Here is a 14,494-nt window from a genome sequence, read left to right on the forward strand (position 1 = left end):
GTGGGGGAACTCTTCGCGGAAACGCCAGTATTATTAGTGAACTGATCACAACGGACCAACTAATGAAAAAGATACCTTTGGCTCTAACTCTTTTAAGCACTCTACTTTTTTCACAATACACTTTGGCTACTGACACTTCACCTACCACTCAAAATCCCACTTACGAACTCGATGGTAAGTCGGTATTAGGTCGCACTGAGAACGTGTACTTATCTAGCGTTCAAGGGCTAAAAGACGTTCCTTTCATTGGTAAAATTGATACCGGTGCAGAAACCACTTCTATGCATGCTGAAGATATTCATGTGAAGAGCTCTAATCCCGATTACCAAAACCTCAAAGATAAAGAGTTGATGGCGGCGTTAACCGAAGACCTGTTGAACAATTCTGATGTTGATTACGATGATTGGGATGGCAGCACCTTTGCGAAATATGAGGCTGTGGTGTCTTTTAAGGTCCAAAACCCACGTACGGGAGACATGGTATTAATCGAAGCGCCTTTAGAGCGTGTCAGCATGATACGCAGCCGCACTAGCAGCACGCCTTTACTTCGTCCTACCGTAAAAATGTCGCTTACCATTGCGGGTCAAGAATTAAAAACCGATGTTAACCTGACAGACAGAAGTCACTTCTCTGCGCCAGTATTGATCGGCAAAACCTTCCTTGCGGACAACGCTCTGGTGTTTGCAGGTTATGACTACTTGCAAGAGCAAGAGAACGCAACGGTGGTGGGCCGTAAAGAGGTAGTGTCTATCTCGGGAATGGCGATGAATGCGACCTTCTCTTTAAAGAACCGCTACAGCATTTTGCATGCAAAAGACATCGACATAGACAAAAAGAACAAAGAAGTGACGTTTGATATGTTCGACAACGACGGCAAGCAAAAAGAGATGACGTTGCCGTTGGTTCGTATGTTAAGCGTGAGCGGTAAGAAGAGACCTTTGGTGTATGTGCCTGTTCAACTCGATGAAAACACTACTAAAGACGTTCTGGTGTACCTACGTGAGCGCTCGAGTAGTGAGTCACAGTTGAGATTTGGAACCAACACCGCCAGCGAACTCTTCATGATTGATACCAGTGCTGAGAATATTTTATCCGAAGGTTCAGAGAACTTTAGTGATGTGGTTGAGTCTGGTGAGCCTATGATTATCTCGCCGGAAGAGGACATCACCCTAGATGACTTCCCGCTTAAGGCGGTGGCTTCTTTCACTGTCAATACGCCTTTGCTGAAGGTCGACAGTTTTGAAATGACAGGTAAAGGCAAAGATGCTTCCGTCGAATTTTATCTTACGGATGTAAATGGTGAGAAGCAGAAGGTGACCAAGCCAATTATTAAGAAGCTTAAAGTCGGGGATGATACTCGTCCGGTTGTAAGTGGTGAGTTTGCGGTCTCTGGAAACGTTCGTACGCAAGAGTTTGCCATCGACGTGCTCAACACAAATGAGAAAGAAGCGTACTTTATTTTAGGTAAGAAGATGGCAAAAGAAGGCGTTTACGTTAATACGCGCTCTGATTACCTTCTGAAGGCTGAGCCACTGTTTAAAGTTGGACACATCGAAGTTGTTGAAGTGAATGGTATGAAGTTCCCGGCCAAGCTAGATACTGGCGCGGATGTAAGTTCAATGAACGCAGTCAATATCAAACGATTTAAGAAAGATGGCCAAGACATGGTGACCTTTACTTATCAAAACAACCAAGGCGATAAGCAAGACTTCACCAAGCCAGTGATTGATGTAATGCGCATCAAAGCCAAGAAAGGCGAGAAGGTGAACATTCGCCCTGTAGTAGAAATGAAGGTTAAGTTGGGTGACCTAGAGAAAGAGGTGAGGGTAAACCTTCAAGATCGCTCTCGTTTTGAATACAGCATGATCTTAGGTAAGAACTTCTTAAAGCACGGCGCGGTAGTCAGCAGCGATGAAGATTACTTGTTAGGTGATATGGAGTAATCCCTAAACTTATCTAAGTTCGTATCAGAACAGTTCTAAACGGCCACACATTTCAGTAATGGGATGTGTGGCTTTTTGTTGAGTTTACTTTTTATGTGCAGGTATGAATGAGACCTTAAAACCACGCCTTAAAAGACTCGCCCCCATAATGTGATGATACACATGCCCCATAGCTAGCGAGGTATTATTTAGACGCTGACGGACTGTATGGAGTTATTTGTCTCGATGAATCCAAAAGATCAGAGAACTACGATTGACTGTTTTGTAACTAGGCTACGAGAGGTGCGAACGTAGCTGTTCAGCTCGTAGGTTCTTGATTCAGTCTGATTGATATATGCAACATGTATACTATCCTGATTGATAGCTAGTGAAATATATGTAGAAGCTATTGATTGTCCTTCGCTATTTTTTTTTGGGGAAACAATAACTTTCTCTTTAATGAAGCGGAACGGAAATAGTAGAAGGAAAAGTATGTTTAAAAATTTGATATTGATATCAGCGTTGCTTGCGTCTACAACTGCGTCGGCTTCTCACTTTCGGGGAGGGAGTATTAAGTGGCAGTTGGCAGACTTAGATGGGGGAGGGGTAGACAACGATGTTACGTTAACCATCACAACCGCGTGGGCATTAAATCGTGCTAACACAATTAGTGTCTCAAGTGGGTCTAGTGGATTGAATGCGGATAACGGTATGGTTCTAGTGCCTGTTGATGGTTCGGAGGTGAGGCAAAACTTTTCTACTGACTCAGATACTGCGAACCAATATACGCTGCAGACCTCTAAGTTTACAGCGAGCAACATCGATTTAGGCGAGCAATACAATGTGTACTATAAGAGTTGTTGTCGTATTTCAAATTTGCAAAATAATAGCGATGATTATTGGAAAATACAGACCATTATAGATCCAAGGAATGGAAACCAGGCTCCCACGATACAGTTGCCGATTATTTTAGAAGTGCCTAAGTTGCAGGCTGATGGTGTCACCAGTCTCGTTGATTGGACGTATCAGCTCAATGTGTTGGACCCTGATGGTGACCGTGTGTCGTATCGTATGGCCAATTTGGATGAGTTGGGTGGAGAGGGTGTTAACCCTGTTGGAATATCCATTGATACTGCGACGGGGCTTATTACATGGACAGGATCTGGCTCTCTTAGTGAAGGGTTGTATTCAGGTGGTTTTGTCGTGGAGGATTTTGATGCTGACAATGCCATTAAATCTAAAACGCATGTCGACTTAATTTTCTATCTGCAGGATAAGAGTACTACAGAGGAGTTTTATCTCTCTGACAACATCCCTTCCGAAACAAAGACTATTACTCTAGAAGACAACACTCCCTTTACGTTTACTGTTGATGGGGCGGGTATCACTACTGAGAATATTGGTAATGTGTTTAACGCTAGCAATGAACCTGCACTAACGGATAACGAAGAGAATCAATTTACGTTTGATCCGGATGGGTTAGAACCTGGGGTTTATCCTATCAATCTCTCTGTGAAAGAGAGTGAGAAAATTCGCAATTACTTAACAATTAATTTCATCATCCCAAATCCAGATGCTCCGAGCATAACGTACTTTCCGGGTGATGGTGCTACGTCACTCAATGGTGATGAGGTAATGATTGATGTGGGTTCGGACGCAGTGATAGTGTCTGATGATTCTAGTTTTGATGGCTATACATTATCAGTTAGTACGCCATCGGTGACTAATCACTCTAATCAAATTACTCTTCGTTCGGTAGGAACTGGGTCCAATGAAATTCTCATTGATGGCTCGAGTGTATTGTTTGAAAGTGTGACGATTGGGGCGCTAGTGGCCAGTGATTCGAACCTTGCTATTTCTTTTGGCGCTAATGCAACGTTAGCGGCGATGGAGGCAACATTAAGAAGTGTGGTGTTTACTTCGGATAAGGGGGGAGCTGATGCCGATAATTCAACACGGATAATGACTACTAAGATAGAGGATACTAATGGGAATGCCAATAATTACACCACATCGGTAACGATTTCGGGGAGTGTAAACCACCCTCCTGTCGCGAATGGCGTGTTAAGCCCAGTTGGGAATGTACGTGGTAGTGATATTGTCTATCACTTGCCAATAAATTATTTTACTGATCTTGACAATGATGTGCTGACACTCGATATTCAGAGTCTATTAGCCGGTTTATCGATAAGCTATGACCATAATGCAGGCACGGCAACGATTAGCGGTAAGACCACATTAACTACTGCTTTATCAAACTATGGTGTGACAGTTACCGCCAGAGATGGAAATGGTGGCGTCGCTAACGCTAACTTCATTATTAACGTAAACCCTAACCTCTCCCCAGTTTTCAATAATGAATTTAGTGCCCACAGCAGAACAGAAGATATCGAAATTGAAGCGATAGATACTGCTCTGGCCTACAGTGATCCGGAAGGAGGAATGGTTATTGTTGGAAGTGTTTTGGGATTACCTGCGGGTTTGAGTTTTGATAGTGATAGTGGATTGATTACGGGTACTGCCATAACTCCTGGTGTGTACTCGGCTGCGATTTCAGCTACTGATGATGGCGGTCGACAGTCTAGCAATACTTTTAATATTGAAATACTGAATTCAAACGATGCACCAGTCGCTAATCAAGTGTTGGTTAATCAAGTTTTTGATATTACCGATGTTGGAGACGATCTGAACTATACGTTGGCTGACGCGAGTTTCGTTGATGAGGATATTACTCAAGGTCAGAGTGATACCATTACTTATTCAGCCACTCTTTCAAATGGCGATCCCCTCCCTTTATTTATCAGCTTTAGCACTGAGCAGAAACGATTTGTGACTGCACCAACATGGTATGATATTGGTACTTACACTATAACCGTTACCGCGAGGGATATTGCACTAGAAAGTGCTACGAGTGATTTCACTATTGAGGTCACCGGAACCAATACAATGCCAATGAAGCACCACTGGACGACATTGGAGGTGAATGAAGGGGGAGGTATTACTTTTGTTCATGACGATGTGCATTTTATGGATGTTGAGCAGAATTATGATGATCTGGTCTATGTCATTACTCGCCTACCTGAGTATGGTGCTCTGTTCAAGTCAAACACTGAACTCGCGGTGAATGATACCTTCACACAGGCTGATATAGAAACAGAGTCGGACATACGCTATGTGCATGACGGAAGTGAAACCACAGAGGATACGTTCCATTTTTATGTGAGTGACGGCTACGGTTTGCAAACTCAAGAGTACACGGACTATGAAATTGTTATCACTCCAGTCAATGATGCTCCAATCGTTGACCAAGGTTATTCCGATGCTGAGGCCCCAACAGGTAGTCAAACGACTCAAGAATTGTTGTCGGATATCTTCTCTGATATCGATAATGATAGTTTGAGCTATTCGTTAGTGGGTGCACCTAGTTGGTTAACGCTTTCTGGAACGACCCTTACAATGAATCCTACTACGGAGCATATCGGCGAATACACTATTACCCTTCGAGCAAGCGATGATGAACCTTTGTCCGTAGACACAACGTTTGATTTGGCGGTGTTATTGGATACTGATTTAGACCAAATGCCTGATGTTTACGACTCTGATGATGATGGCGATGGTATGCCGGATAACTGGGAACGAGAGAAAGGGTTTGATCCGTTAAACGGTGAAGATGGTGAAGGTGATGCCGATAACGATGGCCGCTCAAATCGAGATGAATTTGCAAAAGGTAATAACCCACATGATGATGATGTTAATCCAGTCATTGAACTACCATCAAACCTAAACATCTATGCAACGTCGCTCTTCACTAAAGTGGATGCTGAACGCCTCACTGGTGGGGATTGGCCGACCGCATCAGACTATGGCAGTGGTGACTGTTGTGAGGTCTTCCTTGAAGAATACAATAGTGGAAACACTTACTTAAGATCGGGTAGGCATCTGATTCAATGGAAAGCAGTTGACTATGCGGGTAACGTTCAGATTCAAGAGCAGCAAGTAGACATCCATCCCATGATTTCTTTGAGTAAAGATGTCAGTGTACGCGATGGCAGTAAAGGTCACTTTAAAGTTGTACTAAGTGGACTCGCACCGGAATACCCGCTGTTCGTGGATTTAGGTATTAGTGGTGATGCGGAGCATGGTTTGGATTCTCATACGATTGTCTTTGAAGAAGCTGATGATTATAAAGGCAAGACAGACCACCACGACATGGTTGAGGAGGTTGTTGATTACACTATCTTCTTAACCGATAGTAATGCGGTTTCAGAGTCCCTTTATGTTGAGTTGTTGAATGTGGCGCATACGTCACTAAAAGCAACACATGAAACGCTGGTGGTCAGTGAAATCACGTTGCCTAAGTTCCGTTTGCGTATCACCCAAGATGACACAGTCAAATCAACGTTGGTCGCCAATGGCGGTGATGTTAGTTTTGAGCTTTATGATTCAGTGAATGGTCAACTGCTAAATGCGGAGGAGTTCTCTATTGCGTGGCAGTATGAGTCCAATCAAGAAGAATTTATCGACTTGCTAACCTTACAGGCTTCTGACTTGAAGTTGGGAGTAAATACTGTCTCTGTCATGCTGGTTAATCGATCTAATAAGGCATTTCAGATCAAGCGTTCATACAGCTTTAACGTAGTGGCTCAAGGGCGTACATTTATTGAGGGTGTTGATACTGATGGAGACGGCATCTATGACATTGATGAGGGGATGAGCGATGAAAACAACAACGGTATTCCAGATTACCTAGATGTTGTTTCTGTACCCCATATTTTACCTCACAAAGCTATGGATATGAACAAGTTCATCATTGAATCAGACCCTGGTGTACATCTGTCGCTTGGTGATAGTTCAATTAGTAATGAGCACTCGGGAGCATTAGTCGATAGCGACCATTTGCAAGGCTTGTCGATACTTCCAGATGAAGAGGTCAATAACGTCGGTGGGATGTTTGACTTCAACGTGAACGAGTTGACGCTTGGTCAGGTGGTCAACGTTGTAATACCTCAGCGTGAGCCTGTTCCCGTAGAGGCGGTATATCGTAAATACAGTACTACAACAGGTTGGGCTGATTTTGTTGAGAATGACACAGACTATATCAGTTCAGCACCCGGTGAAGAGGGATACTGTCCACCGCCAAGTAGTGGAGAATACACTCGAGGCATGAGTATTGGTGATTGGTGTATTCAGTTAACAATGAAAGAGGGGGGCGCTAATGACAGCGATGGTATCGAGAACGGTGTTCTTAAAGATCCCGGCGGTGTTGGTGTAAGAGGGTATCAATCTATGACGAGTACCAATTCATCGTCGGGCGGAAATATGTCGGTATTTGCGCTGATGGTTTTAGCCTTGTTGTTATTGCTACGTAATCTTCGTACCGCTATAGCGGGGGGAGCAATAGTGTTGACTGCTATGAGTCTGTCATTCAGTGCTCAAGCAAACGGGTTCTACCTTAATGGAAGTTTTGGTTTGGGCTATGACAATACGAGTGATGGTGAATTGCAGTCCAAAATAAGTGAAGTTTCATCAACCGCAATGCTTACCTCTCAAGACCAAGATGATTTCTATTTTGCTTTGGGTGGAGGATATAGGTTTAACTCTTACATTGCTCTTGAAGCAGCGTATGTTGATTTAGGCAGTCGAGAGTTTACGGCTACTGATTCTGTGCCTGATCTAGAAGTAGATGAATTTGCGGAGTCTATGTCTAAGTTGCAGTTGAGGAGCGCTCAGGGGGGCACTGTTGGCTTCGCGTTATCTTACCCGATAGCAGACTATTTCTCTGTGTACGTGAAAGGCGGGGCATTCTTTTGGTACGGTGAGTATAATTCACATTCGACCAATACGGATACCTTAGAGACAATGCCCATGAGTGATAGTGACAATGGCATTGATGGGTACTATGGCGCTGGTCTTATGACAATGCCCTGGCACGGTATCTCCATAGGGGCTGAATGGGTTCGCTATGACATAGACAGTTATCAAACTGATACTGCTGCCGTTAATCTTCGATATTATTTTTAACCTCAATACAGTAAATCTTTTATTCGTCACCTATTTAATGTTGCTTTATAAGTAGGTGGTGAATCCGTTTCAGCAGTTTCGATGCTTACATAGACTGCTGATCAAGCTACGAATTCATCCTCATTGATAGCGGAAGACGATGGGGCTGCATCAGATAACAAGTGAACTGATATTGAAGATTTGGGAGAAGGTTTTACCCTCACGCACCAACCCTGTGGTGGCATTTTATTAGTGGGATATCTGCCTTTAACGGTTTCATATTTTATTTTTGTTTTGTTAAGTGAAACCTAAATTCCAGCAAAACAAAAAGGGCCAACTCTTTCGAGTTGGCCCTTTCCAAACGTTTGGTGGAGCTGGCGGGAGTTGAACCCGCGTCCAAAAATCATTCATCATTGGTACTACATGCTTAGTCGATCTTTAATTTCACCAGCAACCTGCGAACCGACACGCTAGTTAAAGGCTAACCTGAATTATAATTCGCGCTTTTCCTCTCAGGTGGGAGAAGCCACGCTAGCTAGTTTGGGTTTGATCTCTTATTGGTCCCCGTCTTACGAGCGGAAGCTAGGGTAAGAGAGCTCTGAGCAGGTTATTAAGCTGCTAGTGCGTAGTTTTCGTCGTTTGCGACTATTTTTTTGCGGCTTTTAACGTGGCCAACCGCCCCACGGCATGCACCTCAGACTTCAAAATTCCTGTCGAATCCTAAATCAGCCCCAAGTGTTATTTGCATAGTACCAGAAAAGCTTACCCTGTCTAGCACTGTGCGTTTAAGTGCTTAAAATTAACGCAAATTACTCTTCATAATTCGTGCTTTATCTCTCGCCCAATCTTTTTCTTTCATATCAGTACGTTTATCGTGCAGCTTTTTACCTTTCGCTACGCCAACTTTAATCTTCGCCCAAGAGCGAGACCAGTAAAGTGCGGTTGCGACAAGTGTCATGCCTTCACGGTTAATACGACCGATAAGGTTATCGAGTTCTTTTCTCGACATCAGGAGTTTACGGATACGTGTTGGGTTCGCCACGATATGAGTACTCGCTTGAGTTAGCGGAGTGATCGTCATACCACTGATGAATGCTTCGCCATCTCGGATGTAAACGTAGCTTTCTGCGATATTGGTTTTGCCTTCACGTAGGGATTTTACTTCCCAGCCTTGTAGCTCAAGCCCCGCTTCTATCTCATCGTCGATGAAATATTCGTGGCGAGCTTTCTTATTAAGCGCAATGGTATTACTACCGGCTTTTGATTTTGATTTATTCTTTGCCATAATGGCCTCATTATACGGATTGCGCCCTAGTTGGGGAATCCTTTTTATTTGCGCTCTGGCCCAATACAATTAAAATTGCAGTTTGTGTTAATGTAACGCTGTCTTTAACAGGAGTCTATATGCCAAAGGTTACTCGTTCAGCATTAGTGTCGTTTAGTGCCGACCAGATGTTCAGCTTGGTCAATGATGTTGCTCGTTATCACGAGTTTTTGCCAGGGTGTTCTGGTTCACGTGTGATCGAATCTTCAGATTCAGCTATGGTGGCTTCGGTTGATGTATCTAAAGCCGGTATCAGCAAAACATTTACTACGTCTAACCGCTTAGCGGATGGCGCAGAGATCTTGATGGAGCTGGTGGATGGCCCATTTAAGAAACTGCAGGGTGGTTGGTATTTCACTCCGCTCGACGATCAAGCGTGTAAGGTTGAGCTTAAGTTGGAGTTTGAATTCTCTAGCCGAATGATTGAAATGGCATTTGGTAAGGTTTTCAATGAGCTGACGAGTAATATGGTCAGTGCTTTTACTCAACGTGCGAAACAGGTTTACTAAGCCATGACTATTGAATCAGATATGATCCACGTAGAGGTTGTGTTTGCACTTCCGCACGAGCAGCGTGTGTTTACCTTGATAGTGAACAAGAACGCAACCGTTGAAGAGATTATTGCGCAGTCTGGCGTTTTGGAACTGTATCCAGAGATCGACTTAGCGAAAAATAAGGTTGGCGTGTTCAGTCGTAACGTTAAGCTTGATGCGACGGTTCGCGATAAAGATCGTATCGAAATCTACCGCGCATTGTTGGCTGATCCAAAAGAGATTCGTCGTAAGCGCGCTGAACAAGCAAAAGCGGCCGCAGCTAAATCGTAATGCTAAACAAGTTTGACTAAGAAGAGAGCTCGCTATATTGGCGAGCTTTTTTGTGCCTGCGGATTAGACAACGGACCTAATTTGTTAGCCGATATTAAAAAGCCTGCTCATTGAGCAGGCTTTTGCGATTCTGGCTCTGTCGACGGATAGCTTTGTCGGCTGAGAGCTTTGTTGACTGGAAAGCTAGCGAAGGCTTTCGAAGAACTCATCACTGGCTTCAAAATCACCATTGATCGTTACTAGAGTGCCTGTGGCATCAAAGTTCACGACTAGGTTTTTCTGAATCGGGTCTTCATGGCCTTTTTGGTGGTGGTAAATGTAGTACCACGTATCTGGGTAGCCATTTTCGATAAGCATAGGTGAGCCCATAACGTAACGAACTTGTGTTTTTGTCATGCCAAACTTGAGCTGGTCGACAGCTTCCTGTTCAACATAGTTACCCTGATTGATGTCAATTCGATAAACCAACTTCTCTAATAGAGAGCAACCGGTCAACATTGTTAGTGCAAGTGGAACTGCAACTAACCACTTTTTAATTCGCATAGTTTGAGATCTTTCTTCGCTAAAATACTGCCTGATAATAAACAAGCTCCAGCAAGAAGTAAAAAGCTCCTTGCGCTTTGAGCTTGTTATGACTGGCAATTTTGAATTAAGTTGCAAAATTGCCAAGATTTTTCGGTAAATTATCAGAAAGTTGCTGAATATGTAACCTAAGCTGCGATTAATAACTCTTTTGCGTTGGCAAGCGTCGATTCGGTAATCTGGCTGCCACCAAGCAGTCGAGCAAGCTCTGAAACGCGTTGTTGCTCATCAAGCGTGTGCATTTGAGTCTCGGTTTTACCTGATTTCGTGTTCTTCGCTACAAACAGCTGTTGGTGGCCGCAACCGGCAACTTGAGGTAAGTGAGTCACACACATCACTTGCGTAGACTCGCCTAGCTTACGTAGCATTTTTCCGACAACCGCAGCGGTTGGTCCACTGATACCTACATCGACTTCATCGAAAATCAGGCTTGGTGTGTCCACTTTTTGCGCTGTGATCACCTGAATCGCTAATGAAATTCGTGATAACTCACCACCAGAGGCCACTTTCGCAATCGGCTGCATTGGTTGGCCTGGGTTGGTCGAAACAATGAAGGTCACGTTATCCATACCCAATGGAGAAGGGTGTGTGTTGGTGTTGTTCACTTCAATGGCAAACTGCGCTTTTTCCATGCTCAGTTCGTGCATGCTTTGCGTGATCAGCTTGTTGAGCTCTTTTGCGTAACGAGTTCGAGATTTATGAAGCTTCTCTGATTTAGCAACGAATGATTGGTATTGGTTTTCTACCTCGTTTGCCAGTTCTTCCAATTTTTCATCAGAGCAATCAAGCGCTTCAACTTGTTGTAGTAAGTCTTGATGGTGCTTATACAGCTCTTCAGGTAACACGTGGTGTTTACGAGACATCGACATCACTTTAGAGAAACGCTCCTCAACGTAAGCCATACGACCGGGATCAACATCAATGCTGTCTAGGTATGTTCTTAACTCGTTGTTGGTCTCTTCAATCTGAATAATGGCTTCAGAAAGTAAATTCGGTAACTCAGCCAGTCTTTCATCTAGCTCAGCTAACTGAATTAAGGAGTTATTGGCCGATTGCAGAATACCAAGCGCATTAACTTCTTCGCCTTCATAAATAAGCTCGATAGCTTGCTGACAGGTTGTGGCCAGTTCTCCGCTATTGGAGAGGCGCTTATGCTCTTGTTCGAGGTCTTCATATTCTTCCTCCCCAATAGACAGCTCATTTAACTCTTTGATTTGGTATTCAAGAAGTTGTTTTTGAGCTTGGTTTTGCTGGCTATTTTCACGTAACTCTTTTAAGTGGTTATCCGCTTGTCGCCACGCTTGATAAGCATTACGTGTCGATTTCAATAGGTTCAAGTGGCCTGCGTATTGATCAAGCATGGCCATTTGGTAATCGCTTTTCATCAACTGGTGATGCGCGTGTTGACCATGGATGTTGATCAGCAGTTGTCCTAGCGATTTCAATTGCGAAAGAGGGACAGGGCTACCGTTGATGAATGCACGAGAACGACCTTCTTTTGAGATGGTTCTGCGCAGGATGCACTCACTGCCATCAAGTAGTTCGTTGTCTTCTAACCAGCGGGTAGCATGCAGATTGTTCTCAAGTAAAAAAGCGGCACTGACTTCGGTTTTTTCTTCACCTTGTCGAACCATTCCTGCATCGGATCTTCCTCCAAGGCATAAGCCTAAAGCATCGATAGCGATAGATTTACCCGCACCAGTTTCCCCGGTGATTGTTGTCATGCCTTTAGAGAGTTCTAGCTGTAAAGACTTAACAATAGCGAAATTATTAACACTTAAATGAGCCAGCATTTTTATTTACCTGTATAACTGAACAATACTGTATATAAGCTCAGTATATACTGTTTCTTTATACAGTAAAGTCGACAGGTGAAAATTTTTTGCGACAGCTCTCAGAATTGAGCTTGTCTGTAGATCACTGAAACCGCAATAGATTCCCAACTCAGTCGTTCTTCCCTCTTGGGTATGACGATGTGGTGGATTGGCATAAAGATAGAGGCGGTGGGCTTTTAATCGGCAATAAAAAAGGCTGACGAATGTCGTCAGCCTTTTAAAATAGTTTGCTTTTCACTTAGAACAGCTTACTCGACCAGCCTAGCTTGTTACGTAGAACGTGGTAGTAGTTGTAGTCTTTAGGGTGGATCAGTTTGAGCACATTTGGGCTTTGGTAAATGTGGATCTCATCACCAGGGGAAACAGGCAGAGAGATTTGACCATCGCAGCTCACTTCCTGAGTTCCGCGGTTATCAGGCGATACGATCAGCTTGATACGACGCTTGCCATCTACTACAAGTGGGCGGCTTGAAAGGGTGTGCGGGAACATTGGCACGAGTGAAATAGCATTTAGGCTTGATGATAGGATAGGGCCGCCGCCAGAAAGCGAGTAGGCGGTAGAACCTGTCGGTGTTGAGACGATTAAGCCATCAGAGCGCTGTGAGAAGGCGAAGCTGTCATCGATATACACTTCGAACTCGATCATGTGAGCAACTTGGCCGGGGTGCAGTACAGCTTCATTAAGTGCTGCATTGTGGCTTTTTATCTGGCCGTGACGATGAATTTCCGTTTCAAGTAAGAATCGCTCTTCTTCCATGAATTCGCCTTTGAGTACATCAGTCAGCGCGCTCTGGAAGTTTTCAGGGTTAAGATCGGTTAGGAAGCCAAGGTTGCCTCGGTTAACACCAATCACTGAAATGTCGAAACGTGACAAGATTCTAGCGGCACCGAGCATATTTCCGTCACCACCGACCACAATGGCGAGATCGGCGCGTTTACCTAATTCAATCAGGCTAGAAAAATGTTCTTTTGGGATGTCGTCTAAAATAGTGGCGAGTCTGTCATCAACAAACACTTGATAACCCTCAGCACTTAACCACTGATAGAGCTCTCTATGAGTCTGAATTGCTTGCTGATCTCGAGGTTTACCGATAATGGCGATGACTTCAAATGGCTTTTTCATAACGTTTCCAAACGAATTAGGCTTGAATCAAAATTCTTCATCCCCATAATAAAGGCAAGTTGAACGTCTATGCGAGTGTTTTATATCAATTTGGGGCGCAAACACGCCTGTCACTTGCATTGAAAACGAATTCTGGAGATATCATGAGCAACGAAGAAAACAAAGTAACCGAAGCAGAGCTAGATCAGATCATCGCTGAAGCTGAGAAAGTTGAAGAAGCTGAACTGAATGAAGACGCTGCTGATGAGCAGGAAGCAAAAATCGCTCAACTGGAAGCTGCACTGCTTTCTAGCGAATCTAAAGTGAAAGAGCAGCAAGATTCTGTTCTTCGCGCGAAAGCTGAAGTTGAAAACATGCGTCGCCGTAGCGAACAAGAAATTGATAAAGCGCGTAAATTCGCTTTGAACAAGTTTGCTGAAGGTCTGCTTCCTGTAATCGACAACCTAGAGCGTGCAATGCAAGCGGCAGACGCTGAAAACGAAGTGGTTAAGCCACTGTATGAAGGTGTTGAGCTAACGCACAAAACGTTCGTAGACACAGTTGCTAAGTTTGGTCTTAAAGAGATCAACCCTGAAGGTGAAGCGTTCAACCCTGAATTCCACCAAGCGATGTCTATCCAAGAAAGCCCAGATCACGAATCAAACACAGTTATGTTTGTGATGCAAAAAGGCTACGAACTAAACGGTCGTGTGGTTCGCCCAGCGATGGTTATGGTTGCTAAGTAATGACGAATTACGTTGCCAAGTGATTGACTGGCACATTGACTGAGTTAGTCGCTGCGACAAAATAAATCACTGGTTTACGTAAAATAAAAAGAGAGGCATAGGCCTCTCTTTTTTTGTGCCTATAACTTGAGAGTCCACGTAAATAAGCATCAAAACCGC

Annotated in this window: 9 protein-coding genes and 1 other RNA gene; 5 read left to right on the plus strand and 5 right to left on the minus strand. The window is 43.9% G+C overall.

All coding sequences use genetic code 11. The features are described 5' to 3' along the window. The first annotated feature begins 62 nt into the window (after positions 1 to 62). Together MSG36_RS19505 and MSG36_RS19510 are read left to right on the plus strand one after the other, a co-directional pair. Entirely contained in the window at positions 63 to 1,943 is a 1,881-nt protein-coding gene (locus MSG36_RS19505; RefSeq protein WP_248369353.1) for a RimK/LysX family protein, read from the plus strand. 471 nt (positions 1,944 to 2,414) lie between these two features. After that, entirely contained in the window at positions 2,415 to 7,943 is a 5,529-nt protein-coding gene (locus MSG36_RS19510; protein ID WP_248369355.1) for a putative Ig domain-containing protein, read from the plus strand. A 345-nt stretch (positions 7,944 to 8,288) separates the two neighbouring features. Here MSG36_RS19510 and ssrA read toward each other — a convergent pair. Together ssrA and smpB are read right to left on the minus strand one after the other, a co-directional pair. Continuing rightward, positions 8,289 to 8,655: a transfer-messenger RNA gene (ssrA, locus tag MSG36_RS19515) on the minus strand. A gap of 66 nt (positions 8,656 to 8,721) precedes the next feature. Further along, the gene (gene smpB, locus MSG36_RS19520; protein ID WP_004735156.1) at positions 8,722 to 9,207 is read right to left on the minus strand and encodes an SsrA-binding protein SmpB; all 486 of its coding nucleotides are present in this window, start codon (positions 9,205 to 9,207) and stop codon (positions 8,722 to 8,724) included. A gap of 119 nt (positions 9,208 to 9,326) precedes the next feature. Here smpB and MSG36_RS19525 point away from each other — a divergent pair, with 119 nt between their 5' ends. Next, entirely contained in the window at positions 9,327 to 9,755 is a 429-nt protein-coding gene (locus MSG36_RS19525; RefSeq protein ID WP_012603332.1) for an SRPBCC family protein, read from the plus strand. A gap of 3 nt (positions 9,756 to 9,758) precedes the next feature. Next, entirely contained in the window at positions 9,759 to 10,070 is a 312-nt protein-coding gene (locus MSG36_RS19530; RefSeq protein WP_017084430.1) for an RnfH family protein, read from the plus strand. A gap of 183 nt (positions 10,071 to 10,253) precedes the next feature. Here the strand turns inward: MSG36_RS19530 and bamE are convergent, their stop codons facing one another. From bamE to nadK, 3 genes are all read right to left on the minus strand, one after another. After that, positions 10,254 to 10,613 carry an outer membrane protein assembly factor BamE gene (gene bamE, locus MSG36_RS19535; protein ID WP_004735159.1) on the minus strand — a complete coding sequence of 120 codons (360 nt, stop codon included), beginning with the start codon at positions 10,611 to 10,613 and terminating at the stop codon, positions 10,254 to 10,256. Positions 10,614 to 10,780: 167 nt separating this feature from the next. After that, positions 10,781 to 12,445 carry a DNA repair protein RecN gene (gene recN, locus MSG36_RS19540; protein WP_017059862.1) on the minus strand — a complete coding sequence of 555 codons (1,665 nt, stop codon included), beginning with the start codon at positions 12,443 to 12,445 and terminating at the stop codon, positions 10,781 to 10,783. A 280-nt stretch (positions 12,446 to 12,725) separates the two neighbouring features. Further along, positions 12,726 to 13,610 carry an NAD(+) kinase gene (gene nadK, locus MSG36_RS19545; protein WP_017066747.1) on the minus strand — a complete coding sequence of 295 codons (885 nt, stop codon included), beginning with the start codon at positions 13,608 to 13,610 and terminating at the stop codon, positions 12,726 to 12,728. 143 nt (positions 13,611 to 13,753) lie between these two features. Between nadK and grpE the strand changes: the two genes are divergently transcribed. Beyond that, positions 13,754 to 14,335 carry a nucleotide exchange factor GrpE gene (grpE, locus tag MSG36_RS19550; protein WP_017069543.1) on the plus strand — a complete coding sequence of 194 codons (582 nt, stop codon included), beginning with the start codon at positions 13,754 to 13,756 and terminating at the stop codon, positions 14,333 to 14,335. Positions 14,336 to 14,494 lie beyond the last annotated feature (159 nt).

Origin of the sequence: Vibrio sp. 1CM8B, assembly GCF_023161685.1 — a bacterium.
Classification (GTDB): Bacteria; Pseudomonadota; Gammaproteobacteria; order Enterobacterales; family Vibrionaceae; genus Vibrio; species Vibrio coralliirubri.